At 65.2% G+C, this 24,789-nt stretch carries 25 protein-coding genes; 8 read left to right on the forward strand and 17 right to left on the reverse strand.

Going from position 1 to position 24,789, the window contains the following annotated elements; translation table 11 throughout:
• Nucleotides 1-5 precede the first annotated feature (5 nt).
• Nucleotides 6-2,276 (reverse strand): phosphoenolpyruvate--protein phosphotransferase, encoded by a 2,271-nt coding sequence (gene ptsP / locus WDX12_RS05050; RefSeq protein ID WP_320296755.1) that lies wholly within the window; start codon nt 2,274-2,276, stop codon nt 6-8.
• Nucleotides 2,277-2,359: 83 nt separating this feature from the next.
• Nucleotides 2,360-3,613: an aspartate kinase gene (locus tag WDX12_RS05055; RefSeq protein WP_320296754.1), complete on the reverse strand. Its 1,254-nt coding sequence runs from the start codon at nt 3,611-3,613 to the stop codon at nt 2,360-2,362.
• A gap of 213 nt (nt 3,614-3,826) precedes the next feature.
• Between WDX12_RS05055 and WDX12_RS05060 the strand changes: the two genes are divergently transcribed.
• Nucleotides 3,827-4,126, forward strand: a complete 300-nt coding sequence (locus WDX12_RS05060; protein ID WP_434724149.1) for an antibiotic biosynthesis monooxygenase family protein — start codon at nt 3,827-3,829, stop codon at nt 4,124-4,126.
• Between the two features lie 25 nt (nt 4,127-4,151).
• Here WDX12_RS05060 and WDX12_RS05065 read toward each other — a convergent pair whose 3' ends face one another.
• Entirely contained in the window at nt 4,152-4,709 is a 558-nt protein-coding gene (locus WDX12_RS05065; protein ID WP_434724150.1) for a putative glycolipid-binding domain-containing protein, read from the reverse strand.
• A gap of 282 nt (nt 4,710-4,991) precedes the next feature.
• Between WDX12_RS05065 and ubiG the strand changes: the two genes are divergently transcribed.
• Nucleotides 4,992-5,741: a bifunctional 2-polyprenyl-6-hydroxyphenol methylase/3-demethylubiquinol 3-O-methyltransferase UbiG gene (ubiG, locus tag WDX12_RS05070; RefSeq protein ID WP_320296751.1), complete on the forward strand. Its 750-nt coding sequence runs from the start codon at nt 4,992-4,994 to the stop codon at nt 5,739-5,741.
• Between the two features lie 13 nt (nt 5,742-5,754).
• Here ubiG and WDX12_RS05075 read toward each other — a convergent pair whose 3' ends face one another.
• Both WDX12_RS05075 and WDX12_RS05080 read right to left on the reverse strand, forming a co-directional pair.
• On the reverse strand, nt 5,755-6,258 hold the full coding sequence (locus WDX12_RS05075; protein WP_434724151.1) for a flavin reductase family protein: 504 nt from the start codon (nt 6,256-6,258) through the stop codon (nt 5,755-5,757).
• Nucleotides 6,259-6,271: 13 nt separating this feature from the next.
• Entirely contained in the window at nt 6,272-7,396 is a 1,125-nt protein-coding gene (locus tag WDX12_RS05080; protein WP_434724152.1) for an LLM class flavin-dependent oxidoreductase, read from the reverse strand.
• Nucleotides 7,397-7,507: 111 nt separating this feature from the next.
• Here WDX12_RS05080 and WDX12_RS05085 point away from each other — a divergent pair, with 111 nt between their 5' ends.
• Entirely contained in the window at nt 7,508-8,089 is a 582-nt protein-coding gene (locus WDX12_RS05085; RefSeq protein ID WP_320296748.1) for a winged helix DNA-binding protein, read from the forward strand.
• Here WDX12_RS05085 and WDX12_RS05090 read toward each other — a convergent pair.
• A complete protein-coding gene (locus WDX12_RS05090; protein WP_434724153.1) occupies nt 8,086-9,018 on the reverse strand; it encodes a DMT family transporter in 933 nt (310 codons plus the stop codon). The two genes, WDX12_RS05085 and WDX12_RS05090, sit on opposite strands and share 4 nt — an antisense overlap.
• Before the next feature lie 99 nt (nt 9,019-9,117).
• Between WDX12_RS05090 and WDX12_RS05095 the strand changes: the two genes are divergently transcribed.
• Entirely contained in the window at nt 9,118-9,612 is a 495-nt protein-coding gene (locus WDX12_RS05095; RefSeq protein ID WP_434725572.1) for a MarR family winged helix-turn-helix transcriptional regulator, read from the forward strand.
• Here the strand turns inward: WDX12_RS05095 and WDX12_RS05100 are convergent.
• The 4 genes from WDX12_RS05100 to WDX12_RS05115 form a co-directional block, all read right to left on the reverse strand.
• Entirely contained in the window at nt 9,609-10,034 is a 426-nt protein-coding gene (locus WDX12_RS05100) for a DUF1178 family protein (RefSeq protein ID WP_434724154.1), read from the reverse strand. The genes WDX12_RS05095 and WDX12_RS05100 overlap by 4 nt on opposite strands.
• On the reverse strand, nt 10,031-10,897 hold the full coding sequence (locus WDX12_RS05105; RefSeq protein WP_434724155.1) for a carbon-nitrogen hydrolase family protein: 867 nt from the start codon (nt 10,895-10,897) through the stop codon (nt 10,031-10,033). Before WDX12_RS05105 ends, WDX12_RS05100 begins: the two co-directional genes overlap by 4 nt.
• A gap of 2 nt (nt 10,898-10,899) precedes the next feature.
• The gene (gene grxC / locus WDX12_RS05110) at nt 10,900-11,163 is read right to left on the reverse strand and encodes a glutaredoxin 3 (RefSeq protein ID WP_320296744.1); all 264 of its coding nucleotides are present in this window, start codon (nt 11,161-11,163) and stop codon (nt 10,900-10,902) included.
• Between the two features lie 71 nt (nt 11,164-11,234).
• Nucleotides 11,235-12,035, reverse strand: a complete 801-nt coding sequence (locus WDX12_RS05115) for a ComF family protein (protein ID WP_434724156.1) — start codon at nt 12,033-12,035, stop codon at nt 11,235-11,237.
• Nucleotides 12,036-12,099: 64 nt separating this feature from the next.
• On the opposite strand from WDX12_RS05115, the gene WDX12_RS05120 reads away from it, so the two are divergent.
• On the forward strand, nt 12,100-12,972 hold the full coding sequence (locus WDX12_RS05120; RefSeq protein WP_434724157.1) for a methyltransferase domain-containing protein: 873 nt from the start codon (nt 12,100-12,102) through the stop codon (nt 12,970-12,972).
• Nucleotides 12,973-13,003: 31 nt separating this feature from the next.
• Here the strand turns inward: WDX12_RS05120 and WDX12_RS05125 are convergent, their stop codons facing one another.
• From WDX12_RS05125 to argJ, 5 genes are all read right to left on the reverse strand, one after another.
• Nucleotides 13,004-13,183: a Flp family type IVb pilin gene (locus WDX12_RS05125; protein ID WP_320296741.1), complete on the reverse strand. Its 180-nt coding sequence runs from the start codon at nt 13,181-13,183 to the stop codon at nt 13,004-13,006.
• Between the two features lie 111 nt (nt 13,184-13,294).
• On the reverse strand, nt 13,295-13,615 hold the full coding sequence (locus WDX12_RS05130) for a hypothetical protein (protein ID WP_320296740.1): 321 nt from the start codon (nt 13,613-13,615) through the stop codon (nt 13,295-13,297).
• Between the two features lie 165 nt (nt 13,616-13,780).
• A complete protein-coding gene (locus WDX12_RS05135) occupies nt 13,781-14,203 on the reverse strand; it encodes a (deoxy)nucleoside triphosphate pyrophosphohydrolase (protein ID WP_434724158.1) in 423 nt (140 codons plus the stop codon).
• Nucleotides 14,200-14,979: a GNAT family N-acetyltransferase gene (locus WDX12_RS05140; RefSeq protein WP_320296738.1), complete on the reverse strand. Its 780-nt coding sequence runs from the start codon at nt 14,977-14,979 to the stop codon at nt 14,200-14,202. The genes WDX12_RS05135 and WDX12_RS05140 overlap by 4 nt, the downstream gene beginning before the upstream one ends.
• Entirely contained in the window at nt 14,979-16,220 is a 1,242-nt protein-coding gene (argJ, locus tag WDX12_RS05145; protein WP_434724159.1) for a bifunctional glutamate N-acetyltransferase/amino-acid acetyltransferase ArgJ, read from the reverse strand. Before argJ ends, WDX12_RS05140 begins: the two co-directional genes overlap by 1 nt.
• Before the next feature lie 188 nt (nt 16,221-16,408).
• On the opposite strand from argJ, the gene WDX12_RS05150 reads away from it, so the two are divergent.
• Nucleotides 16,409-17,014 (forward strand): TetR/AcrR family transcriptional regulator, encoded by a 606-nt coding sequence (locus WDX12_RS05150; protein WP_320296736.1) that lies wholly within the window; start codon nt 16,409-16,411, stop codon nt 17,012-17,014.
• Nucleotides 17,015-17,292: 278 nt separating this feature from the next.
• Here the strand turns inward: WDX12_RS05150 and WDX12_RS05155 are convergent, their stop codons facing one another.
• On the reverse strand, nt 17,293-18,216 hold the full coding sequence (locus WDX12_RS05155; RefSeq protein WP_320296735.1) for a peptidylprolyl isomerase: 924 nt from the start codon (nt 18,214-18,216) through the stop codon (nt 17,293-17,295).
• Nucleotides 18,217-18,479: 263 nt separating this feature from the next.
• Between WDX12_RS05155 and secA the strand changes: the two genes are divergently transcribed.
• Entirely contained in the window at nt 18,480-21,212 is a 2,733-nt protein-coding gene (secA, locus tag WDX12_RS05160) for a preprotein translocase subunit SecA (protein ID WP_320296734.1), read from the forward strand.
• A 201-nt stretch (nt 21,213-21,413) separates the two neighbouring features.
• Here secA and WDX12_RS05165 read toward each other — a convergent pair whose 3' ends face one another.
• Nucleotides 21,414-23,999 carry an ATP-binding protein gene (locus WDX12_RS05165; protein WP_434724160.1) on the reverse strand — a complete coding sequence of 862 codons (2,586 nt, stop codon included), beginning with the start codon at nt 23,997-23,999 and terminating at the stop codon, nt 21,414-21,416.
• A gap of 238 nt (nt 24,000-24,237) precedes the next feature.
• On the opposite strand from WDX12_RS05165, the gene WDX12_RS05170 reads away from it, so the two are divergent.
• Complete coding sequence (locus WDX12_RS05170; protein WP_112131409.1) at nt 24,238-24,510, forward strand: DUF4242 domain-containing protein; 273 nt, start codon at nt 24,238-24,240, stop codon at nt 24,508-24,510.
• Nucleotides 24,511-24,789 lie beyond the last annotated feature (279 nt).

The raw sequence follows: 24,789 nt of genomic DNA on the forward strand, positions 1-24,789 counted from the left end.
GGACGCTATAGCGGAATCGAACGGTCGTCGGCAAACGCCTGCAGCAAGGCTCGCATCGGCACTTTCTGGCTGGGCACCATCAGATTGTCGTCGAAAAAGGCCTTCAGTTCCTGCAGCGGCAGTTCGGTCAGCATTGCCTTGACCGGACCGATCGACGCCGGCGACATCGAGATCGAGCGGAAGCCGAGACCGATCAGCGCCATGGCAGATATGGGTTTTCCGGCCAGCTCGCCGCACAGCGTCACCGGCGTATGGTTGCGCGTGCCGGCATCGGCGATCGTCTTCAGCACCCTGAGGAAAGGCGTCGACAGATTGTCGAAACGGTCGGCCAGCTGGGTGTTGCCGCGATCGACGGCCATGACGAACTGGAAGAGGTCGTTGGAGCCGACCGAGACGAAATCAACCGCCTTCATCAATTCGTCGAGCTGGAACAAGAGCGAGGGCACTTCCAGCATCGCGCCGAGCTTGAGGCTGGTGGGCAGGTGGTGCGCGAAGCGCGACAAATGCCGAACCTCGCGGTCGATGATCTCGCGCGCCTGCGCGATTTCCGACAGCTCGGTGACCATTGGCAGCATCAGCTTCAGCTCGCGGCCGCCGCTGGCTTTCAGCATCGCCCGGATCTGCGTCCTGAGCAGCCCGGGACGATCGAGCGTCAGCCGGATCGCCCGCCAGCCCAGCGCCGGGTTCTCTTCCTGGATCGCTCCTTTGAAGTAAGGCAGCACCTTGTCGCCGCCGATATCGATGGTACGGAAAGTGACCGGCTTGCCGCGCGCGGCGTCGAGCACGTCGCGGTAAAGCCGCTCCTGCGCCTCGGCGCGCGGGAAGGTCGAGGCGACCATGAACTGCAGCTCGGTGCGGAACAGGCCGATGCCGGCGGCGCCCGACTCGGTCAGCTGCGGCAGGTCGACGGCAAGGCCCGCATTCATCAGGAGATCGACCGGAACCCCGTCCCTGGTCAGCGACGGCTTCTTGCGCAGCTCGCGATAGACTTCCTGCCGCCGGGCCCGGAACCGGACCTTCTCGGCATAGGCGGCTTCCAGGTCGGATTGCGGCCTGAGATGGATGGTGCCTTCCTCGCCGTCGACGATGATGGCATCGCCGTTTTCCGACATGGAAACGGCGCCTTTCACCTGTCCGGCGACCGGAATGCCCATGGCGCGCGCGACGATGACGACATGGCTGGTGGCGGCGCCGTCCTCCAGCACAAGGCCGCGCAGCTTGTCGCGCGGATAGTCGAGCAGCTCGGCCGCGCCCATCGAGCGGGCGACGATGATGGCGTCCTTGGGCAACGCGGCCGCGACATCCTCCGGCCCGCGCCCCATCAGCTGGCGCAAGAGCCGGTTGGCGAGGTCGTCGAAATCGCTCATCCGCTCGCGCAGATAGGGGTCGGTCATGTGCAGCATGCGCGCGCGCATGTCGCTCTGGACCTTTTCGACCGCCGCTTCCGCCGTCAGGCCGTTGCGGATCGCCTCTTCCAGACGACGCACCCAGCCGCTGTCATTGGCGAACATGCGGTAAGCCTCGAGGACCTCGCGGTGCTCGCCCTCGAAGGCGACCTCGCGCCGCTCCAGCATGTCGTCGATGGAGAGCCGGAGCGAGCCGAGCGAGGACTGCAGCCGGCGCACTTCCTCCTCGCTGTCCTCGTTGAACAGGTTGGTGACGACGATGCGCGGCTCGTGCAGCACGACATGGCCGAGACCGACGCCGTCGTTGAAGGAGACGCCGGTGAAGCTCGCCGGGCGGCGCAGGTCGAGCTCCAGCCCCGGCTTGGTCAGGCGGGCGAGATCGCCGGTGGCGATCATCTCGGCGATCACCATCGCCGTCGTTTCAAGCGCTTCGACCTCGTCGTCGCGATAGTGGCGCATGGTCTTGTTCTGCACCACCAGCACGCCCAGCGTGCGCCCTGCCCTCAGCACCGGCACGCCGAGGAAGGAATTATAGATCTCCTCGCCCGTCTCCGGCAGGTAGGCGAAGGCCGGATGTTCCTGCGCGTTGGAGAGGTTGAGCGGCCGCGCGCTGGCGGCGATCGTGCCGACAAGGCCCTGCCCGAGCCTGAGCTGCGCCAGGTGGACGGCGTTCGGGTTCAGACCCTCGGTGGCGTAGAGTTCGAGAACCGAGTCGGCGCGCAGCACATAGAGCGAGCAGACTTCGGCGACCATGTTGGAGGCGATGTCGCGCACGATGCGGTCGAGCCGCTCCTGCGGCTCCAGCGGCTCCTGCATGAGCTCGCGAAGCCGTTTGAGCAGAACGCGCGGGCCACTGGCCGTATCACGCATCGCGGCTTGTTCTCCAATGGGCATTTCGCCCGCCGCAGTTTCTCCCGCGGCCGGCGCTCACGCAACAACTGACTCAGTTCCTGCTATTGCTTATCCAGACCGTAGACGGAATGCAAAGTGCGAACCGCGAGTTCCGTGTAGGGACCATCGATCAGTATCGAGATTTTGATCTCGGAAGTGGTGATGGCGCGGATGTTGATCGCCTTGTCGGCCAGCGCCTTGAAGGCAGTGGCGGCAACGCCGGCGTGGCTCCTCATGCCGATGCCGATGACCGAGACCTTCGACATGCCGGCTTCCGACTGCACGACATCGTAGCCGACTTCCGGCTTGAGCTTCTCCAGAACCGCAAGCGCCTTGTCGACGTCGCCGGATGGCACGGTGAAGGTCATGTCGGTGAACTTGCCGTCCTCGGAGATGTTCTGGACGATCATGTCGACATTGATGTTGGCCTCGGCCAGTGGGCCGAAGATGCCGGCGGCGACGCCTGGACGGTCGCCGACGCGGCGCAGCGAAATCTGCGCTTCGTCCTTGGCGTAGGCAATTCCGGTGACGACCTGCTGTTCCACGATCTCTTCCTCGTCGCAAATGAGCGTTCCGGGCGGATTGAGCAAATCCCCCATTCCGGGCGCATCGGGATCGTCGAAGGACGACCGCACGAAGGTACGCACCCTGTGTACCATGGCAAGCTCGACCGAGCGCACCTGCAGCACCTTGGCGCCGAGCGACGCCATTTCGAGCATTTCCTCGAAGGAAATCTTGGCCAGACGCCTGGCTTTCGGCTCGATGCGAGGGTCGGTCGTGTAGACGCCGTCGACATCGGTATAGATGTCGCAGCGGTCGGCCTTGACCGCCGCCGCGATCGCCACGGCGCTCGTGTCGGAGCCGCCGCGGCCGAGCGTGGCGATGCGGTTGTCCGGCCCGATGCCCTGGAAACCGGCGATGACCGCCACCTGGCCCTCGCCGAAGCGCTTGATCAGGAAGGCGCCGTCGATGTCGAGGATGCGCGCCGCGCCATGGGCGCTGTCGGTCTTGATCGGGATCTGCCAGCCCTGCCAGGATCGTGCATGGATGCCCATATTCTGCAGCGTGATCGCCAGAAGACCGGCCGTGACCTGCTCGCCCGAAGCGACGACGGCGTCATATTCGCGCGCATCGTGCATGGGCGAGGCTTCGCGGGTCCAGCCGACCAGCTCGTTGGTCTTGCCGGCCATGGCCGAGACCACCACGGCAACGTCGTGGCCGGCATCGACCTCGCGTTTGACATGGCGCGCCACATTGCGGATGCGGGCGATGTCGGCGACCGAGGTTCCGCCGAATTTCATCACGATACGCGCCATGGAAGCGAAATGCCTTTGACTGAAGCCGGCTCAAGGCCGGCACCGGAGGAAACGCCAGGGCGACCCGGCGCGGAAATGCGCGGCCTCCTTAGCCAAAACAGCAAGGCTTCGCAAGCGAGCGCGCTTATAGCCGCCCCGGCGCCGCTCATCCTGACGGATACCCGTCGCCCGTCATGCCATAAGGCTGCCGAAACCGGGGCTTTGGAGATTCTGATGACCGAAACGCTGGAAATCGTCACCTTTCGCCTCAAGCCCGGCACCGAAGCCGGCTTTGTCGCCAACAATGGGCTCATGACGGATTGGCTTGCCCGGCAGCCTGGCTTTCTAAGCCGACAGCTCGGCAGGCGCGAGGATGGGGTGTGGGTCGACGTCGTGCGCTGGCAGAGCCTGGAACAGGCAAAGGCCGCGGCGGACCGCATCATGGCCGAGATTGGCGGCAGCGAAGCGGTGCAGGCGATCGACCCGGCCAGCGTCAACATGATGCATGCCGAGGTTGCGCTGTCTATGCCTTAACGCGACGGTCGACGCCCGATGCGGCTCAATTCAGCACAACGGCTTTCCAAAGGCCTGGATAGTCGACAATGAAGCCGACCGGCGAGGCCTCCAGCACCTGGTCGTAGCCGAATTTCGGCGCGGCATAGGCGTAGCGGCCGTCGTCGAGGCGACGGTAGCTCTGGTCCAGTCGTTCAAGCCTCAACTCCGGAAAGGCCAGATAGGCCGCCGGGGCAGGCGTCGCCTCGCCGACGGCAAGGTCGAAGCGGCGGATCGCCAAGAGGTTCGTCGCCGGCGTGAAGCCTAAATCGATATCGACAAGCCCGGCAACCTCCGCCTGCTCCGCACCATTCAGTATCCATCGGCCATCGGCCAGCCGTTCGACCTCATAGCGCAAGGTTTGCGTGCCGAGAAAGCCCTCGACGCCTGCGGAACATGTGCGCCAGTCGGCATCGCACTCCGCCGAATAGGCCAGGCTGCAGGGCCGGCCGTCATGTAGGAACAGCGCGTGACCGTTGAGCCGCCAACCGCTCTCGGTCGCGCAAAGCAGGCAGGCATCGTGGCCTTCGAGGTCGAGACGGCGCCAGAGGATCGAGGGCTGCATGATCGAGCTCCTTTCGAACAGTCTATGGCGTCCCATTCGTGCGAAGTCGTGATTCCGTTTCAGCGTTGGTCCGACCAAGCTGCCACGTGCTGACAGTGTGGGCGCGTGGCAACAACCGAAAAACCCTGCCTTGACTTTTGGCGCCAAGGACCCGACTTCCTAACGCCTGCAGCGCCGCGCGTCCTTTGGGACGCGCAAGGGACGCTGTAGCACTTTGACTTTACGCATGATCCTTCCCGAAAATCGATTCCGGTTTTCGGGGGCATGCGCTGGAGACCCGCTATGCCAGAGCCCCGCCGATCGACCATCGATGCCGGAGAAGTCGAGCGCTTCTCCGCCCTTGCCGCCGAATGGTGGAACCCGAACGGCAAGTTCCGTCCGCTGCATAAGTTCAATCCGGTGCGGCTTGCTTATATCCGCGACCAGGTGGCGGCGCGTTTCGGCCGCGATCCGCGCGCCGCGCGGCCGTTCGAAGGCCTGCGCTTCCTCGACATCGGCTGCGGCGGCGGGCTTTTGTGCGAGCCGATGGCCAGGCTTGGCGCCGAAGTGGTCGGCGCCGACGCTTCCGCGACCAACATTGAAGTGGCAAAGCTGCACGCGGCGGAGGCCGGCGTCAGCGTCGACTATCGCGCCACGACGGCCGAGGCGCTGGCCGACGCCGGCGAAACCTTCGACGTCATCCTCAACATGGAAGTGGTCGAGCATGTCGCCGACGTCGACCTGTTCGTCGCCAAATGCGGCCAGATGGTCCGCCCCGGCGGCATCATGTTCGTCGCCACCATCAACCGCACGCTGAAGGCGCTCGGCCTTGCCATTATCGGCGCCGAATATGTGCTGCGCTGGCTGCCGCGCGGCACGCATCAGTTCGGCAAGCTGGTGCGGCCGGAGGAGCTTGGGAAGGCGCTGGGCGCCGCCGGGCTCACGGTGATCGACCGCACCGGCGTCATCTATCATCCGCTGGCCGACCGCTGGCAGAAGTCCAGGGACATGGATGTCAACTATATGGTGCTGGCCGAGAAAGCTTCCGTCTGATCTCGACAGCCGGTCAGGCTTCCAAGGGCCGATAACCGCCCCGCCAGTAGATCAGCGCCTGACCGGTATCCTGCGTCCTGACCGCCTCGACCGAGCCGATGACAATCGAGTGCGTGCCGCGGTCGATCATCTCGTCCAGGCTGCAGTCGAAGGCGGCGACCGCCTCGGCAAGCAGCGCTGCGCCCGTCTTCAGCGTCGTCCATTCGGCGCCCTCGTAGCGGTCCTTGCCCTTGATTCCGCCGAAACCCGAGAACCGCTCGGCGACCCGCTGGTGCTGTGGCCCGAGCGAGTTGACGCCGAAATGCCGGTAGCGTTCGATGATGGGCCAGGTCGACGAGGAGCGGTTGACGCAGGCGATCACCTTCGGCGGCTCCGCCGACAGCGACACCACGGAAATGACGACGAGACCGGTACGGTCGTCGCCGACGCCGGCGGTGATGACGCTGACATTGCCGACGATGAGCCGCATGGCGGCGCGGAAATCCGCGACGCTGACCGGACCTTCTGCGTTGGGCATTGCCATCTCCTCGCTAAGCCGCCGACTGCATCGCGGCCGGCGCGATGCGGATGCCCCTCTGTTCAAGGATAGGCAGGACCGTGTCGCGGAAATAGGGGAATTCCTCGACATAGTCGACGAAAGACAAGGTCGAGCCGCGGAAGCCGGCTTCGTGCAGCTGGGTGATGCCGTCTGCCACCTGCTCGGGCGTGCCGGTCAGCGGGAAACCGCCATGGCCCGCCGCCATGCGGTCGCGGATGAGCGCCAGAAGATCGTGCGGGAAGGATTGCGCATGGGCGAATTGCAGCCGCACCAGATTGTCCACGGCCGCCCAATCCGCGTTGGCGCGGCCGAAATGCTCAAGATAGTCTTTTGCTTCCTTTTCCGTGGGCCGGCACACGACATGCGCGAAAGTCAGCACATCGACGTCGCTGCCCGCCACTTTACCCTGCTCCTTCAGCGCCGCGATCTCGTCCTTCGAGCGCGAGAGGTCGATGGCCGGCGTAAACAGGAAATCGGCGTTGCGGACAGCGAATTTGCGCCCTTCCTCCGAGCCGGCCGCGTTGAGGATCGGCGGCGGCGAGGACGGACGCGGATCGCCGAGCACGTTCTTGAGCTTGAACCAGGTGCCGTCCCAGTCGAAGGCTTCCGTGCGGCTCCACAGGGCGCGCACGATGTCGAACCATTCCTGCGCATAGCCATAGCGTGTGATGTGGTCGTCGGGCAGCGTCAGCCCAAGCGCCTCGTATTCCGGCTTGTTCCAGCCGGCGACGATGTTGAGGCCGATGCGACCGCGGCTGATCTGGTCGATGGTCGCCAGTTGCTTGGCCACGACCACCGGATGATTGGCCGCCGTGTGGGTGGTGGCAAAGACTGTGAGATTGCGGGTGAGCGCCAGCAGCCCAGCCGCCCAGGTGATCGTCTCAAGCACGTTGCCATGAAAATTGGTTTCACCGCCGTAACCGATCCAGCGGGCGATCGGCAGCATGAAGTCGATGCCGGCTTCGTCGAGAAGCCGGGCGAGCTTGACATTGTTGTCCCAGGAATTGTCCCAGCGCTCGTCGACCTTTGTGACGGTCATGCCGCCGGAGCAGTTGGACGCGAATGTGCCGAGAAAGAAGGGCTGCGTGCCGGTCGCGGACTTGTCGAGCATGCTCATGACGATGTTCTCCTCCGTTTTTCGTTATAATTTATAATAGAAAGTCTATCATAAATTCATGTAGACGCAATCGCATGGATCGGCGCATCCTTGGCGCGGAGGGACAGGCGGATGAACGAGCGTCGCAAATCTTTGGAAACACAGGAAGAACTGCTCGACCGCGGCTGGCATCTGGCGCGCACGCCGCTGGAGATCGACGTCACCGAGGTCGAATACGCGCTGATGCGGTCATATGAGGCGTTCGGCCACTGGCAGGCGGAATGTCTCGCCACGGTGATAGAGTTTTCGGCCAGCGGGCCCGAAAACGCGCTGCTCCACGTCATCAGGATGAACGATCGGCCCAAAAGCGTCCGCGATCTCGCCCAGATGACCAATCGCGACGACATTCCCAACATCCAGTACAGCCTGCGCAAGCTGTTGAAGGGCGGGCTGATCACGCGCACCGGCAGCGGCAGGGCGGGCGTGACCTATGAGGTGACGCCGCTCGGTCATCGGGTGACGGAGCGCTATGCCGATATCCGTTCGGTCCTGCTCATCGAGGCGGTGAAGCGCATTCCCGAGATGGCCGAGAAGCTCGAGGACGTCGCGCGCACGTTGGAGTTGATGACGGGCATCTATGAGCAGGCGGCGCGCGCCGCCGCCACCCATCGCCGCCGCCATCCGCAGCCGGAATCCTCCGGCAAAGCGGATTAGCTCGTGGACGATGCCGGCTCGATCCGGACCGGCGTCGGCGCGCCGGCCTGGCTTTGTGCCTTGGTCGTGATGAAAACGCCGGCGGTGATGATGGCGGCGCCCAGCCAGGTCAGAAGCTGGTAGTGCTCGCCGAGGAAGATCGTGCCCGCGAACAGGCCGACGGCCGCCGCCACATAGCCGATCTGGCTGAGATAGACCGGGCCGCCGACCGCCTGCAGACGGAAGAAGAAGGCGAACATCGCCGAGGCCGACGCAACCTGGCCGACCACCACCAGCGGCACGGCGCCGAGCGGGGCGAAGGCATGCGTGCCCAGAAGGCCGAGGATGCCGACGAGAAGCAGCGTGGCCGAGGCCAGATGGCTGCCGACGGCAAGCTCGATCGGGCCGGTGCCTTCCGGCCAGTCGACGGTGCGATAGATGTTGCCGGCGGCGAGGCTGACCGGAATGAGCAATCCTATGGCAACCCAGAAATAGTCGGCTGGCTGGCCGGCCTCGCCGCGCGTCAGCGCGACCATCGCCGCGCCGACGAAGCCGACGACGATGCCGATGACACCGAGCAGATTGGGACGCCTGACGCCGAGCAGGATCGAGAACACCAGCGTGATCACCGGCGACAGCGTGAACATGATGCCGGTGTAACCGGCGCCGAGATGCGGGATGGCCGAGAACATCAAAAGATTGGGAATGGCATAGGAAATCGCCGCGGTGACGAAGAAATAACGCAGCTTGCGCGGCGTCAGCCGGATGCGTTCGCCGCGCAAGAGAAGCGCCAGCAGCAGCACACCGCCAGCGCCCAGCGAAATAACGAAGGCCCAGACCATGGCCGGCACGCCGGCGGCGGTAGCGAGCTTGCCGAACGGCAACGTCATGCCGAGCAGCCCGCCCGTCACCACCAGAAGGCCGATCGCCGAATCCCAGATAAGTTTCATCGGGCTGTCCTGTCTCCGCGAGACCGCTTGGCGGCCGGTTCTCATTGCGATAAGATAGCGCAAAGATTCTTTACGTCAAGATACTTCACGGTGAGCGATATGGATCGAGCGGGCAGGGCCATGGAGCAGTGGCGACGTGAGCGGCCGGACCTGGATGTGTCGCCGATGGGCGTCATCGGGCGGCTCAACGAGGCCTCGTCGCTGATCGCGCGCGACCGGCTGGCGCCGGTCTTTGCCCGCTTTGGGCTGCAGTCCGGCGAATTCGACGTGCTGGCGACGCTGCGCCGGTCCGGCGCGCCCTACGCGCTGACGCCGACCGAGCTCTACGAGGCGACGATGGTGACGTCGGGCGCCATGACCGCTCGCCTCGACCGCCTGGAGAAGGCCGGCCTGACACGGCGCGCGCCGCACCCCAGCGACCGGCGTGGCGTCGTCGTCGAGCTCACCGCGAAAGGCCGTGAGCTCACCGACGAGGCGCTCACCGCCCACGTCGCCAACGAGCATGAGATCCTCGCCGGCCTGACGCACGAGGACCGGGAAATGTTGGCGAAACTGCTGAAAAAACTGATCGGAAGCTTGAGGTCGCCGTCCTAATTCCGGTCGTCCGGAAAGCTCGGGATCGGCATGAATTCGACGCCGTCCTCGGCGAGGCTCTGCGCTTCTTCGGGCGTCGCTTCGCCGTAGATGCCGCGCGGATCGGTCTCGCCGAAATGGATCTTGCGCGCTTCCTCGGCGAATTTGTCGCCGACATAGTCGGCATTCTCGCGCACCTTCTCTGCCAGAGCCTTCAGCTGCGCCAGCGCCTGCTTCTGCGCCTCGCCCATGGCCAAGGCGACCTTCTCCTGTTTGCGCGACGTGGAGACGGCGGGCGCCATCAGCGCTTTCTCGACCTTGTGCGAGCCGCAGCGCGGGCAATCGACGAAGCCGCGCTTCTTCTGGGTGTCGAAATCATCATTGCTGCGGAACCACGCTTCGAATTCGTGCTCGTGTTCGCAGATCAGTGAAAAACGGATCAAGAAGCGGCACCCCTGAGACGCGGCGCTTCGCTTGTCCCGGCATTGACGGTGAAATCCCGCGCGTTCTTCAGATTGGGAATCTTGCGGCGCGCGGCCAACGACTGGGCCGGATCGATCTCGGCGACGATCACGCCGGGCTCGTTATGCGATGCCTCGGCGATGATGCGCCCCCATGGATCGACGATCAGCGAATGGCCATAGGTCTCGCGCCCGTCCTCATGCAGGCCGCCTTGCGCTGCGGCGACGACATAGGCGCCGTTCTCGATGGCGCGGGCGCGCAGCAGCACATGCCAGTGGGCCTCGCCGGTCTGGCGCGTGAAGGCGGCAGGCACCGTCAGCACTTCGGCCCCGGCCATCGCCTCGGCGCGGAACAGCTGCGGGAAGCGCAGGTCGTAGCACACGGCAAAGCCAAGCTTCGTCCCGTTGATATCGGTCACGGTAGCTTCCGTCCCCGGCTCGTAGGCCGCGGATTCGCGCCAGCTCTCGCCATTGTCGAGATCGACGTCGAACATATGGATCTTGTCATAGCCGGCAATCGCGGCGCCGTCGGGCGAAAACAGGAACGCGCGGTTGGCGAGCTTGCCGTCGGCGCGGCGAATCGCCGTCGAGCCGATATGCAGGTAAATGCCGAGCTCCTTCGCCAACCTGCGCGCGGTGGCGACGACGATGTCCTTGTCCTCGGTGGTGAAAGCGGCCGCGCCGGCTTCCTTGTCGCGCACCAGCGCTCCGGTCATTTCCGGCGTCTGGACATAGGTGGCACCCTGGCCGGCGGCCTGGCGGACCAAAATCTCCATGTCGGCGGCGTTGCGCTCCGGACTGGTGCCCGAACACATCTGCACGGCGGCGGCCTTGAAACTACCCATGGTCATCTCCCGTTGGCGAGCAGCGCGTCCAGCCGGCCCTGCGACTCCAGATCGTGGAGGTCGTCGCAGCCGCCGACATGCGTGTCGCCGATGAAAATCTGCGGAAAGGTGGCTCGCCCATGCGCCTTCGAAATCATTTCCTGGCGCAATTCCGGCGAGAACGAGGCGTCGTGCTCGGTATAGGGCACCCCCTTGCGGTCGAGCAACCGCTTGGCGGCGCTGCAGTAGCCGCACATCATGCGGGTGTAGATCGTCACATCAGCCATTGGCCGGCAGTCCTCATGCATGCCGTCCAATCAGGTACGAAAGCGACATGCGGCAAACAACAAACTCAAACCTATATAGTCGCGGACTCATCGGGCCGAAAGTCCCCGGGCAGGACGCGCGCGAAAGTGAGGATGTCGACGGCTCCGGCGCCGCCCCTCTTCAGCGCCTTGGCGACCGCCCGCACCGTCGCGCCGGTGGTGTAGACATCGTCGACCACCAGCACCCGGCGCCCCGCTATCTCGATCTCGGCGTCCGGCGGCACGCGGAATGCGGCGCGCACATTCTCCTCGCGCTCGTGCCGTTCGAGCCCGACCTGCTGGCGCGTCAGCTTCACGCGCCGGATCGCGGATGGCGAGAAGGGCAGCCCGCCGAGCTTTGCAACGGCCCGTCCAAGCTCCGCCGACTGGTTGAACTGGCGCCGGAAGAAGCGCCGCCAGTGCAACGGCACCGGCATGACCAGGTCGGCCTCCGCGATCAGCTCGGCGCCGGCGCGCATCATCCAGTTCGCCATCCAGGGCGCGAGGTCGGTTCGATCCTGATATTTCAGCCCCTGCACCATCTGCCGCGCGACGCCTGAATAGACGACGGCCGCCCGCGCCCGCTCGAAGGGCGGAGGATCGGCGATCGCCTCGGCCGACAAAAACCCCTCGCCCATGTCGTGGGTGAAGGGCGTGCCCATCACCGGGCACCACGGCTTCTCCAGCAGTCTCAGCTTGGGCCAGCAGGCGCCGCACAGCACGCCAGGCTGCGACACATGGCGACGGCAGCCGGCGCAAACCGGCGGAAACAACAGGCGCGCCGGCCAGGCCAGCGCCTGCCGCGTCATATCCTGGACCGCTGTGGTCTTGATCTTGTGCACCGGATCGGCCACGTGAAAGGAACCTCGCGCCACCTTAACACCACTGCGGCACGCGCGGACAACAGGAAGCTTTTCATTGCAGCCCTTGATCGACACCGAGCTCTGGCTCGCGCGCAAGCGCAGGGCTCTCGCCCGCCCCGTCGAAGGCGCCGATTTCCTGATGCGGCGCGCCGCGGAAGACCTTGCCGACCGGCTGGGCGCCGTCGAACGCCGCTTCGGCAAGGCGGCCGCGCTGTTCTGCCAGACGTCGGCGGCGGCGGACGTGCTTGCCGGCAGCGGCAAGGTCGGCGAGATCGTGCGCGTCGAGATGGACGAAGCGCTTCTGGCCGGCGGCCCCGGCCTGGTGGCGCCGCCGGAGACCGTGCCGTTCGAGGAAGGCAGCCTCGATCTCGTCGTTTCCCTGCTCTCGCTGCACGCGATGAACGACATTCCCGGCGTGCTGGCGCAAATCCGCCGGGCGCTGAGACCGGACGGGCTGTTCCTCGGCGCTTTCGCCGGCGCAGGCACGCTCACGGAGTTGCGCGAGAGCATGCTTGCGGCCGAGACGGAGCTTTTTGGCGGCGCGAGCCCGCGCATCCTTCCTTTCACCGACGTGCGCGACGCGGGCGCGCTGTTGCAGCGCGCCGGCCTGGCTTTGCCTGTCGCCGATGTCGAAACGGTCGCGGTGCGCTACGATACGCTGTTCGATCTTGTCGCCGATCTGCGCGCCATGGGCGAAACCAGCGCTCTCCTCGATCGCAGCCGGCGGCCAGCCGGCAGACGCCTGTTTGCCCGCGCCGCCGAAATCTATGCCGAGCGATTCTCGGATCCGGATGGCCGTATCCGCGCAAGTTTTTCGATTGTCTGGATGTCGGGTTGGGCGCCCGACGCCTCGCAGCAAAAGCCGCTCAAACCCGGATCGGCCAAGGTTTCGCTGAAATCCGTCCTGGAGAACCCGCCTAAGACTTAACTGCCTCAGCTGCGATGGCGGTTGGCCCACGTCAGTGGGAAAAGGCCTGGACCAATCTGCTGTTGTTGTCGCTGAACAACCACTGGAGCGCACTGGAGGCTTGGCTGACCCCGCCGACAATGACGAGCGACAACACCACGACGATCAGGCCATATTCGACGGCCGTGGCGCCTGTTTCATCTTCAATGAATTGTTGCAGCAGGTTTTTCATGGTCATCGATCCCTTATGCGGGAACTCTAATGTCCTACCCGTTAAGAAAGGTTAACGGTAAAAGCTTAACAGCGAGTGAAACGCCGCCCTGCCGCCAAATCATTAACCAAGTCAGCACTCGCCGCTGCGGCTGCCGTCATTGCGGATGACGCAGATTGAACTGGGCAAAGGCTGCAGCACGCTTCGGCGCACAGTATATGTATTGGGGCGATGGCCGATCGATCCGGTCGCCGTCATGTCGAGCCCGCTGGAGAAGCCGTCACGGGCGCTCTGCGGCCGGGTCTGGCTGTCCAGGAAAGGCGTCGCGATCAGCGCCAGCGCCACTGCGGCCGAGCCGAAGAGAAGCGTGATCCGCAGGATGCCCATGCCGGCGTCCACCGCGCGGAAGCCTCGGTCGGGCCGAATCGAGTCCCAGTCTCTTTCAAGGCTCATGCCGTGTTTCCCAGTCATCGACGATATCGCCGCGCGAAACGGCCTCGCGCAATTTTTCACGTCGAGATAAATCTTCCATTAACGCTGGCTAAAGCAGCTCCGGAAAAAGCGTGAAATGTCACCGCGCCCGAGAAACGATGAACTGCCGCTAAGGCGACCGTGAAACTACAAAAGGTCGATGAGGAACTGGATCAGCGGCGCGTCGGCCGGCGGCATCGGATAGTCGCGCATCTGCCGGGGCCTGACCCATTTGAGCCCCTGCCCTTCCCTCGGCTGCGCGATCCCGCGGAAGCGGCGGCAGACATAAAGCGGCATCAGGAGATGGAAATCGTCATAGGAATGGCTGGCAAAGGTGAGCGGCGCCAGGCACGGAATCTCCGTCTCGATGCCGAGCTCCTCATTGAGTTCGCGAACCAGGCATTCCTCCGGCGTTTCGCCCGGCTCGACCTTGCCGCCCGGAAACTCCCACAGACCGGCAAGCTGCTTTCCTTCCGGGCGCTGCGCCAGCAGCACGCGCCGGTCGGTGTCGACCAGCGCGCAGGCAGCGACCAGCAACAGGCGCTTTCCGGTTGGCTTGACCTCGCTCATGCGCCCGGCGGCCGTCGATAGTGGTAGCGATAGACTTCCTCGAAGCCGAGCGACCGGTAGAGCGAGAGCGCCGGTAGATTGCCGGCCTCGACCTGTAGCCAGGCCTCGCGCGCGCCGCGCAGCCGCGCCCATTTCAGCGCCGACAGGATAAGATTGCGGCCATGGCCCTTCTTGCGCGCCGACTTTTCGGTGGCGACCTCGAACAGGCCCGCGAGATCGCCGTCATGGACGCAGATTAGCGTCGCCAGCGGCTCGTTGCCGTCCTCGAGCGCGAACAGCCCGGCTTCCGGCTGGATGGCGCCGATGACCTCCGACAGGCCGGGCCGCAACGAGGCGTCCGAGCCGCTCGTCCTCAGCGACGCGCCGATGAAGCGGCTGATGTCCTTGAGCGGAATCTGGTCCATGGCCGCGCCGAGCTCGACCTCTTTCAGTGGCAGCCGCATCACCAGGGATTCGTCGAACCTGTTCCAGCCGGCCTTGTCGAGATGCGTGGACAGAACCTGTCCCGACAGCGGCGACATGCGAAAGGTCAGCGGCCGGCCATAGGCATCGAACCGCCTTGCGGCGCGGCCGATGCGCTCCTCGATGGCGTGCGTGTCGCCCGGATCGAGTGGATTGACGGAGTTCAGGCGCTTGGCGGGGTGTCCGGCCGTGAGCCGCACCACCCAGGTCCCGTCATAATGGACCGCGGCCGCCGGCCAGGCACGAAAGCCCGCCGCCTCGTAGCGGCGCACGACCGCCAGCACGCTTGCCGGATGCCCGGACACCGGCGCCATCAGCTCCGGTAATCGCCGTTGATGGCGACATATTCCTTGGTGAGGTCGCAGGTCCACACCGTCGCCTTGCCGCGACCGATGCCGAGATCGGCGCGGATGCGGATGTCGTCGCGCTTCATATAGGCCGAGGTCGCTTCCTCCGAATAGCCTGGGTCGCGCTCGCCCTCATGCGCGAGCCGATTGTCGCCGAACCAGATCGACAGCCGGTCGCGGTCGGCAGGCTCGCCAGCCTTGCCGACGGCCATGACGACGCGGCCCCAATTGGCGTCCTCGCCCGCAACCGCCGTCTTCACCAGCGGCGAATTGGCGATCGAAAGCGCGACCCGCTTGGCCGAACGTGCCGATTTGGCGCCGGTCACCGTGACCTCGACCTGCTTGCGCGCGCCCTCGCCGTCGCGCACCACCTGCAGCGCCAGCGACTTCAGCACCTTGCCGAGCGCCCGACGGAACGCGCCGAGCCGCGCATCCTTGGGATCGCTGATCGCCGGCGCGCCACGCGCGGCGGCCTTGCCGGTGGCGAAGATGAGCAGCGTGTCGCTGGTCGAGGTGTCGCTGTCGACGGTCACCGCATTGAAGGTCTTGGCCGTGCCGCGCGAAAGCAGATCCTGCAGCACGGGGGCGGCGATCGGCGCGTCGGTGGCGATGAAGGAAAGCATCGTCGCCATGTCGGGCGCGATCATGCCGGCGCCCTTGGCGATGCCGTTGATGGTGACGTCGGCGTCGCCGAGCTTGACCGTCGCCGTCGCCACCTTCGGATAGGTGTCCGTGGTCATGATCGCCTTGGCCGCCTCGGTCCACAGATCCGGCCTGCCGTCCCTGACCAGGCCGGCGAGCAGATGGCTGAATTTGGTGGTGTCGAGCGGTTCGCCGATGACGCCGGTCGAGGCCAGGAAGACTTCCGCTTCCGAGCATCCGGCGGCCTTGGCCGCCGCCTCGCCGGTCAGCGCGGTCGAAGCCTTGCCCTTCTTGCCGGTGAAGGCGTTGGCGTTGCCGGAATTGACCACCAGGACGCGCGCCTTGCCGGCAGGCAGGTTCTGACGGCAGAAGTCGACCGGCGCCGACGGGCATTTCGACCGGGTGAACACGCCGGCGACAGCCGTGCCCGGATCAAAGACCATGGCGAGCAGGTCGGTTCTGTTCTTGTATTTGATGCCGGCTTCGGCGGTCGCGATGCGTACACCCTCGATGACCGGCATCTTCGGATATTTCTTCGGTGCGAGCGGCGAAATCGTAGCGGACATCGGAACCCCGGAGCGGCAAGAACACGAAAAGAAGGCCGGTTTGCCCGATAGCGCGCGTCGGCGCAAGGGGCGTTCTGGCCGCGCCCTCCCGGCCTGGCCGGCGGCTTTGCAATTGGAAACGCGTCGTTTCGCTTCATCGCCGAAGTCAATATGATCGGCACCAGATTCACCGGCTAAGGAAGACCTCGATGGACGAAGCCGCCGCTCGCGGGCGCAAGTCGATCGGCGCGAAACGCAACCCCGAGAGCGCCGATGCCATCGTCAAGGCCGCCGAGGCGGTGTTGCGCGAGGCGGGCTATGCCGGTTTCTCGATCGAGGCTGTCGCCCGGCGGGCGCGGGCGGGAAAGCCGACCATCTATCGCTGGTGGCCGAGCAAGGCGGCGCTGCTGATCGAGGTCTACCAGCGCCAGAAGCGCGTCGAGACGCCCGACACCGGAAACATCGAGGACGATCTGGCCGGCTTCCTCGAGAATCTGTTCGCGCATTGGCGCGACACCCCGTCAGGCAACATCTTCCGCTCGCTGATCGCCGAGGCGCAGTCGGACGAGACGGCCGCGGCCGCGCTCGCCGAATATTCAAAAGGGCGCCGCGGCCATACCGGTCGGATGATCGAGCGCGCCAAGGCGCGTGGCGAGGTGGCGGCCGATGTCGATGCCGGGATCGTCGCCGACCTGATCGCTTCCTTCGCCTGGCGGCACCTGCTGGCCGGACGGCTCGACGAGGACGACGCGGCGATCCGCGCCGCCGTGCGCTACATCACGCGGGGAATCAGAGCAATTCCAGGAAAAGTGTGAAGCGGTTGGGCTCGGCGCCTCGCCGTAGCCTTCCGTCCGGAATTGCGTCAAAACAAGGAGATAGAGGGGTTCGCCGTTTCCGTGAAACGGTGAAACGCTCTAAAGCGCGTCGCGCCGAATCGGATTCAGGCGACGCGCTTTAAGTCTTTGTTTTGATGCATGTCGTTGTCCCAGAACCGCCGCACACTTCTGGGCGACATGCTTTAGCGACCGCTTGACTCCCGAATGCGAAAGGGCGCCCGAAGGCGCCCTTTGCAGGATTTCCAGTCGGCAGCGGATTACTTGCCGGCTTCCATCGTATCGACGTCCTTCTTGAGCTTCTCGTCCGGGATCTCGACCTTGGCGGCCGCGCGCAGCTCCTTGACCATGGCGAAATACTTGTCCCGGATCACCGCCTGCTTGGCCTGGTCCTTGACGTCGTCGAAGGCCGGCGGCTGCTTGGCGCGCTTGTCCTCGACCTTGATGACGTGCCAGCCGAACTGCGACTGCACCGGCTCCTTCGAATATTTGCCGACGTCGAGCGCGAAGGCCGCCTTGTCGAATTCCGGCACCATCTGCCCCGGGCCGAACCAGCCGAGGTCGCCGCCGCTGGTCTTGCCGCTCGGATCGCTGGTGTGTTCGTTGGCGAGCTTCTGGAAATCGGCGCCGCCGTCGAGCTGCTTGATGATCGCCTCGGCTTCTTCCTTCGTCTTCACGAGGATGTGACGAGCGTGGATTTCGTTGACCGGCGGCGTGTTGGCGATCTCCTGGTCGTAGCGGGCGCGCACTTCGGCGTCCGTCACCTTGTCGACCACTTCCTTCTCGACCACCTCGCCATGCAGGGCGCGTGCCTGCAGGAAAGCCATGCGGCGCAGGAAGTCGGCGTCCTTGTCGAGGCCGCTGTCGACCGCCTTCTTGGCCATGACGCGGATTTCGATCGCGGCCGAGAGGGCAGCCGCGCGGCGCTGTTCCGGCGGCATCTGCGCGAACTGTTGCGACAGTTCGCCTTCGGCGAGCTGAAGGTCGGCCTCGGTCAGCTTCTCGCCATTGACGGTGGCGACCACGGCATTGGGATCGACCGGCGCCGCCGGAGCGGCCGCGGGTGCCGTGGCGTCCTGGGCGGGCTTGGTCTCCTGCGCCATCAGCGGCGACAGGCAAAGAGCCGAGAGCCCGAGGGCCAGACCGAGGCTGGCGAGCGAGGCGCGGCGGAACGACAGGGACATCAAGATAAACTCCAAGGGGATTGCCAATGAGGATCGCGTAAGCGCAAGGGTTCCAGATCAGTCGGATTGTGGCGGAATTTGGCGCTGCCCTTAGGGCTAACGCGGCGTTGACATCGATTGAGCCCCCTCTTATCTGTCCAACGACTTGGCGTCCAGAACCGTTTTCCGGGCGCTTTTTGCGTTTGTCCGCATTCACGCGGATTTGATGGGCCCGCCAGGCGTCTGTCGCAAGCGGCTAAAATTGCTATCGAAAGGACCATTGGATGGTCAGTCTCGGCGGTCTCGCCCGTAAGGTTTTCGGTTCTTCCAACGACCGCCGTGTCAAGTCGACCCGGCCAAGGGTCGAAGCCATCAACGCCATGGAAAACGAGATGCGGGCGCTTTCCGATGCCGAGCTTGCGGGGCGCACGGAAAAATTCCGCCAGGATCTCGCCAACGGCGCTGCGCTCGACGATCTGCTGGTTCCCGCCTTCGCCACGGTGCGCGAAGCGGCCCGCCGCGTGCTTGGCATGCGTCCCTTTGACGTACAATTGATCGGCGGCATGGTGCTTCACAATGGCGGCATCGCCGAGATGCGCACCGGCGAGGGCAAGACGCTGGTCGCCACTCTGCCGGTCTATCTCAATGCACTTGCAGGCCAAGGCGTCCATGTCGTCACCGTCAACGATTATCTGGCCACCCGCGACGCCGAGTGGATGGGTCGCGTCTATAAATTCCTCGGCCTGACCGTCGGCGTCATCGTCCACGGTCTCTCCGACGACGAGCGCCGCGAGGCCTACGCCTCCGACGTCACCTACGCCACCAACAACGAACTCGGTTTCGACTATCTGCGCGACAACATGAAGTATGAGCGCGCCCAGATGGTGCAGCGCGGCCATGCCTACGCCATCGTCGACGAGGTCGATTCCATCTTGGTCGATGAAGCGCGCACGCCGCTGATCATTTCCGGTCCGCTCGAGGACCGCTCGGAAATGTACAACACCATCGACACCTTCATGCTCAAGCTCAGCCCGGCCGACTACGAGATCGACGAGAAGCAGAAGACCTCGATCTTCACCGAGGAGGGCACCGAGAAGCTGGAGAACATGCTGCGCGACGCCGGCCTGTTGAAGGGCGAGTCGCTCTACGACGTCGAGAACGTCGCCATCGTCCATCACGTCAACAACGCGCTGAAGGCGCACCGCCTGTTCCAGCGCGACAAGGACTACATCGTGCGCAACGGCGAGATCGTCATCATCGACGAGTTCACCGGCCGCATGATGCCGGGCCGCCGCTATTCGGAAGGCCTGCACCAGGCGCTTGAAGCCAAGGAGCACGTGGCGATCCAGCCGGAGAACCAGACGCTCGCCTCCGTCACCTTCCAGAACTATTTCCGCCTCTACAAGAAGCTGTCCGGCATGACCGGCACGGCGCTGACCGAGGCCGAGGAATTCGGCAACATCTACGGCCTCGAAGTCACCGAGATCCCGACCAACCTGCCGGTCATCCGCAAGGATGAGGACGATGAGGTCTACCGGACGGTCGAGGAGAAGTACAAGGCGATCGTCAAGGAAATCCGCGAAGCCAGCGCCAAAGGCCAGCCGACGCTGGTCGGCACAACCTCCATTGAAAAATCCGAGCAACTGGCCGAGCGCCTGCGCAAGGAGGGCTTCAAGGATTTCGAAGTCCTGAACGCCCGCCACCACGAGCGCGAGGCGGCCATCGTCGCCCAGGCCGGCAAGCCCGGCGCCATCACCATCGCCACCAACATGGCCGGCCGCGGTACCGACATCAAGCTCGGCGGCAATGCCGAGATGCGCATCGCCGAGGAACTGGGCGACATGCCCGAGGGCCCCGAGCGCGAGGCCCGGGAAAAGGAAATCCAGGCCGACGTCGAGCGCCTGAAGGAAAAGGCGCTGGCCGCCGGCGGCCTCTATGTTCTGGCCACCGAACGCCACGAATCGCGCCGCATCGACAACCAGCTGCGTGGCCGCTCCGGCCGCCAGGGCGATCCCGGCCGCTCGAAATTCTTCCTGTCGCTGCAGGACGATCTGATGCGCATCTTCGGCTCCGAGCGCATGGACGGCATGCTGCAGAAGCTCGGCCTCAAGGAGGATGAGGCGATCATCCATCCCTGGATCAACAAGGCGCTCGAAAAGGCGCAGAAGAAGGTCGAGGCGCGCAACTTCGATATCCGCAAGAACCTCCTCAAGTATGACGACGTCGCCAACGACCAGCGCAAGGTGGTGTTCGAGCAGCGCATCGAGCTGATGGACGGCGAAGGCCTGTCGGAGACGATCGCCGAGATGCGCGAAGGCGTCATCGAGGAGATCGTCGCCAAGAACATCCCCGAAAACGCCTATGCCGAGCAGTGGAATGTCGCCGGCCTCAAGGAGGAAGCGGCGCAGTATCTCAATCTCGACCTGCCCATCGAGGAATGGGTCAAGGAAGAGGGCATCGCCGAGGACGATATCCGCGAGCGCATCACGGCCGCGGCCGACGCCGCCGCCAAGGAGCGCGCCGATCGCTTCGGCCCCGACGTGATGAACTATGTCGAACGGTCGGTGGTGCTGCAGACGCTCGACCATCTGTGGCGCGAGCACATCGTCAATCTCGACCACCTGCGTTCGGTGGTCGGCTTCCGCGGCTACGCCCAGCGCGACCCGCTGCAGGAATACAAGAGCGAGGCCTTCGAGCTGTTCCAGGGCATGCTCGGCAACCTTCGCCAGGCCGTCACCGCGCAGCTGATGCGCGTCGAACTGGTCCGCCAGGCGGCGGACGCCCCGCCGCCGGAAGCGCCCGACATGTTCGGCAGCCACATCGACGGCACTACCGGCGAAGACGATTTCCAGGGCGGTGAGACCGCGCTTCTCATGCGTCAGGACACCAACGCCGTCGTGGCGTCGGAAAACCGCGACCCGAAGAACCCCTCCACATGGGGCAAGGTCGGCCGCAACGAGCTCTGCCCCTGCGGCTCCGGCAAGAAGTACAAGCACTGCCACGGCACCTTCGCCTGACCCCTTTTTCCCTTCTCCCCGTTCAACGGGGGTGAGGCCTGGTCCGCGCAGCGGACGAAAAGCCAATTGCTTGGCTTTTCAAACGACGAACGCCCGGAGCGATAGCGAAGGGCCGGCGGTGCCCGCAGGGCCGGATGAGGGGCAGCGCCGGCGCCGGCAATTCCAGCAGAACGCCGTTCCGGGCTCCCTATCAACTGATCGTCATAACAGCCCCGAACTCCGCGCCGCGGCCGCCGCCTCGCCGCGCGAGATGACTTCCAGCTTCTCCAGCACCGCCGAGACGTGGTGATCGACCGTCTTGGGCGAAATGGTCAGATGCGCGGCGATCTTCTTGTTGGAAAAGCCTCGCTCGACAAGCTCCAGGACCTCCATCTGGCGCTGCGTGAGGCCGGCTTGGTTGGCGCGCGTCGCCTGCCGCGGTCCTCTCGCGATATGGCTGACGCCGCTTTCCCGCATTAGGCCGCGGGCATACTGCGCGACCGCCCTCGCGCCAAGGTCCTCGAAAATGGCGAGCGCCTCGCGCTGCGCCGATTCGTCGCCGAGCAGCAGGGCCATTGCCTGTTCGAAAGGCGCCCCCATTTCGGCCCATAGCGCTGCGGCGGCGCGCCAGTCGCCGGTCAGTTGCAGGCGGTGCGGCTCGGCCATGCCGCCCGTGTCGCCGGGTTCGGATCCCGGCGACAACAGCTCCCGCCAGATGGCAAGTTCGCCGAACACGGCCGGCGTCGGCGCGAGGCTTTCGGCAACCGCGATCAGGCGCAGGGCTTCCTGGCTGTCGGCTTGCCCGAGCCAGGCCAATTCGGCCAGCACCCCGGCAAACGCCACGAGCCGCTGCAGCTCCATGCCCTTGTCCAGGAACCGCCTCATCTCTTCGACGATCGCCTCGGCCGACGGGTCGCCACGACGGATGCGCAACCTTGCCAGCGCCACCAGCGACGGATAGCGCACGAGCGGCGTCGTTGCGTCGTCGTCGACAACCTCGTGCGCGACCGTCGCCGCGTCGTCCCAAAACCCGCGGCGAAGCAAAAGCTGCGCCTGCACGCCGCGCATGTAATCGCGCCATGTCGCGAGATCGTTCTCGACGCAGTAGCCGATGCCGCTATCCAGGAACGACGCCGCTTCCTTGAAGTTCAACCTGTTCATCTCGACGCAGGCGCAGTTGGTGAAGGCGCGCGCCGCATGCTCCTGGAAGTTGCCCGACAGGGCAATCCCGAGGCTGCGGGCGAGATCGCGCCGTCCCTTGGCGAAGTCCAGCCATTGTCCGGCGGCGCCGACATTGTTCAGCGCATGACAGAGGATGTCCGTCCGGTTGAGCCGCTCCGCCAGCTCGACCGCCTTGCCGCCGAGCGAAAGCGTGTCCTCGAGCCGCTCGGCGAGCATCGCCAGTTGCGAGAGGTTCGAGTAGGCCATCGCCAGCTCGGCGCTGTCGGGCGCGGTTTCCAGAAGCTCTACGGCCTGCTCGCCGAAACGGTCCGCCGCCTCGCGATCGCCGAGCAGATAGGCAAAGCGCGACAGGCACCTGAGGCTGTCGCCTTCCTTGAGCCGGTCGCCGAGCGCCTGGCGCAGCTGGCGCGCCCGGCCCTGCGCTTCCATCGCCGCGTCGATGCGGCCGATCAGGTGGCACTCGAAGGCATGGCCTTCATAAAGCTCCGCCCGCTTCTCGATCGGCAGGATATCCGCGTAGCGCAGGGCGACCTCGTAGTAGCCCGCCGCATCGCGATGCGCGCCGACGCGGGAAGCCTCGCGCGCGGCGACTGGCGCGAGCTCGCGCACCACGTCCAGGCTTTGGGCTTCCACCGCATGATGCACCAGCCTTGCGGTGGCGACTTGCGGATTTTCCCGCAAGGCTGCCAGGGCGCGCTCGTTGTACTCGCGCCGTTTGCTGGGCGTCAGCGCCATCTCGATCGCCGTGCGGGCGATCTCGTGCCGGAAGGCATAGCCGTCGCCGAAATCCTCGAGCAGGCCGTTGGCGACGCATTCGGCAAGCTGGCCGGCGGCGGCGATTCCGCAAAGGCCGCTCAGCGCCCAGGCATCGGCGCGGCGCGGGAACACCGAAACCGCGTCGAGCATCGAGCGGGCGCCGGGCGAGAGCTGCTCGGCGCGCGCGAGCACCGCGTCGCGCACGCTGACCGGCAGCAGGCTGTCTTTCTCGCCGGCCAGCAACTCCGTCACGAAGAAGGCATTGCCCGCCGTGGCGCGGTAGATGGCGCTACCGTCGCGACCGGCGGCCTCGGCGAGCGACAGGACGGCCGTCTCGCTGAGCAAGGGGACCTCGATACGATGGATGTTGCTTGCCGGAATCTCGCCGAGCGCCCGCCGAACCCGCATCTGGCCCTCGCTGCGGTCGGTCCGCGCGGTGATCACGAGCAGGATATGGGTGCTTGCGATGCGCCGGCCGAGGAAACGGACGAAGTCGAGCGTCGCGTCATCCGCCCAATGCAGATCCTCGATGACCAGGACGCTTGGGCCTCTCGTCTCGAAGACCTCGAGCGCGTCGGAGAAAAGCGGCAACCTTTGCCCCTCGCGGGCGTCGATCGCCTGCGGCAACTCCCATCCCGCCTCGCGCGCGAGATCGTAGAGCGCGCCGAGCGGATCGGGGATCGAGAGGTCCTCGCAGGCGCCGCGCAACAGCGTCACGCCGTCCATCATCCGCTCCATGAAGGCCTCGACCAGTGTCGTCTTGCCGGCGCCGGCTTCGCCCGACAGCGCCACGACGCGGCCGTGCCCGTGCACGGCGCCGGCCAGCGCCGCGTCCAGTTGCTTCAGTTGCGTCTGCCTTTCCAGAAGCATCGTCACTCTCGCGAATGGGATTGTCGGCGCGGCGGATGCCGCTGGATAGTCGGTACGAACGAGCGGAAATGTGACCTTCCACACATTGAAGTGCCTACTTCCACATAGAACGCTGCAAAGATAGGGAATCGTCCCGCCAAATATGGGGAAAGGTTCCGATGCGCGCCTTTCGCGAAGGTGATTTCTGCCGGGACGCGCTTGAACCGAGCGCGATTCATCAACGAAAGGAAAAACGATCGTGCCTCGCTACCTTGTTGAACGCACCTTCCCGGAAGGCCTGAACGTGCCGATGAACGATGCCGGCGCAACCGCGATGGGCGGCGTCATTGCCCGCAACGCCGAGAAAGGCGTGACCTGGGTGCAATCCTTCGTCTCGCCGGACAAGTCGAAGAGCTTCTGCATTTACGATGCCCCCTCGCCGGAGGCGATCCGCAGCACTGCGCAGAAGAATGCGCTTCCCGTCGACAAGATCACGGAGGTGCGGGTCCTCGACCCCTACTTTTATCGCTGATCGGGCAGACCGTGTCGGTCAGATGTTACCCGTCGCCGGCGGACCTGACGCCGTGCCACACGACGCGAGTTTATCCGCCCCAGCGGGTACCTTCGCGCCACGGCCCGGCTACATGCGACGGGCCGTGTCGGCGCTGTTTTCGCCCTTGCGGAAACGGCGCCGCCTTCTGCCTCCGCAGGACGACTACCTGAGGCGCGACATCGGCCTCCATGAGCGGGAAAACCCGCGCGAATACTGGGAATATTGGTGGCATCACAGCTAATCCCGCTTCGTCGGGGT

It is taken from the genome of Mesorhizobium sp. RIZ17 (assembly GCF_051127865.1).
GTDB lineage: Bacteria > Pseudomonadota > Alphaproteobacteria > Rhizobiales > Rhizobiaceae > Mesorhizobium > Mesorhizobium humile.

Bases quoted from the DNA above. Each gene is read 5' to 3' on its own strand.
- WDX12_RS05060 (WP_434724149.1), top strand. From the start codon at position 3,827: ATGACCGAAACGCTGGAAATCGTCACCTTTCGCCTCAAGCCCGGCACC.
- WDX12_RS05150 (WP_320296736.1), top strand. From the start codon at position 16,409: ATGGACGAAGCCGCCGCTCGCGGGCGCAAGTCGATCGGCGCGAAACGC.
- grxC (WP_320296744.1), bottom strand. From the start codon at position 11,163: ATGGCTGATGTGACGATCTACACCCGCATGATGTGCGGCTACTGCAGC.
- WDX12_RS05140 (WP_320296738.1), bottom strand. From the start codon at position 14,979: ATGGCGCCGGTGTCCGGGCATCCGGCAAGCGTGCTGGCGGTCGTGCGC.
- ptsP (WP_320296755.1), bottom strand. From the start codon at position 2,276: ATGCGTGATACGGCCAGTGGCCCGCGCGTTCTGCTCAAACGGCTTCGC.
- argJ (WP_434724159.1), bottom strand. From the start codon at position 16,220: ATGTCCGCTACGATTTCGCCGCTCGCACCGAAGAAATATCCGAAGATG.
- WDX12_RS05095 (WP_434725572.1), top strand. From the start codon at position 9,118: ATGGATCGAGCGGGCAGGGCCATGGAGCAGTGGCGACGTGAGCGGCCG.
- WDX12_RS05125 (WP_320296741.1), bottom strand. From the start codon at position 13,183: ATGAAAAACCTGCTGCAACAATTCATTGAAGATGAAACAGGCGCCACG.
- ubiG (WP_320296751.1), top strand. From the start codon at position 4,992: ATGCCAGAGCCCCGCCGATCGACCATCGATGCCGGAGAAGTCGAGCGC.
- WDX12_RS05085 (WP_320296748.1), top strand. From the start codon at position 7,508: ATGAACGAGCGTCGCAAATCTTTGGAAACACAGGAAGAACTGCTCGAC.
- WDX12_RS05105 (WP_434724155.1), bottom strand. From the start codon at position 10,897: ATGGGTAGTTTCAAGGCCGCCGCCGTGCAGATGTGTTCGGGCACCAGT.
- WDX12_RS05135 (WP_434724158.1), bottom strand. From the start codon at position 14,203: ATGAGCGAGGTCAAGCCAACCGGAAAGCGCCTGTTGCTGGTCGCTGCC.
- secA (WP_320296734.1), top strand. From the start codon at position 18,480: ATGGTCAGTCTCGGCGGTCTCGCCCGTAAGGTTTTCGGTTCTTCCAAC.
- WDX12_RS05155 (WP_320296735.1), bottom strand. From the start codon at position 18,216: ATGTCCCTGTCGTTCCGCCGCGCCTCGCTCGCCAGCCTCGGTCTGGCC.
- WDX12_RS05080 (WP_434724152.1), bottom strand. From the start codon at position 7,396: ATGAGCATGCTCGACAAGTCCGCGACCGGCACGCAGCCCTTCTTTCTC.
- WDX12_RS05075 (WP_434724151.1), bottom strand. From the start codon at position 6,258: ATGCCCAACGCAGAAGGTCCGGTCAGCGTCGCGGATTTCCGCGCCGCC.
- WDX12_RS05065 (WP_434724150.1), bottom strand. From the start codon at position 4,709: ATGCAGCCCTCGATCCTCTGGCGCCGTCTCGACCTCGAAGGCCACGAT.
- WDX12_RS05130 (WP_320296740.1), bottom strand. From the start codon at position 13,615: ATGAGCCTTGAAAGAGACTGGGACTCGATTCGGCCCGACCGAGGCTTC.
- WDX12_RS05165 (WP_434724160.1), bottom strand. From the start codon at position 23,999: ATGCTTCTGGAAAGGCAGACGCAACTGAAGCAACTGGACGCGGCGCTG.
- WDX12_RS05090 (WP_434724153.1), bottom strand. From the start codon at position 9,018: ATGAAACTTATCTGGGATTCGGCGATCGGCCTTCTGGTGGTGACGGGC.
- WDX12_RS05055 (WP_320296754.1), bottom strand. From the start codon at position 3,613: ATGGCGCGTATCGTGATGAAATTCGGCGGAACCTCGGTCGCCGACATC.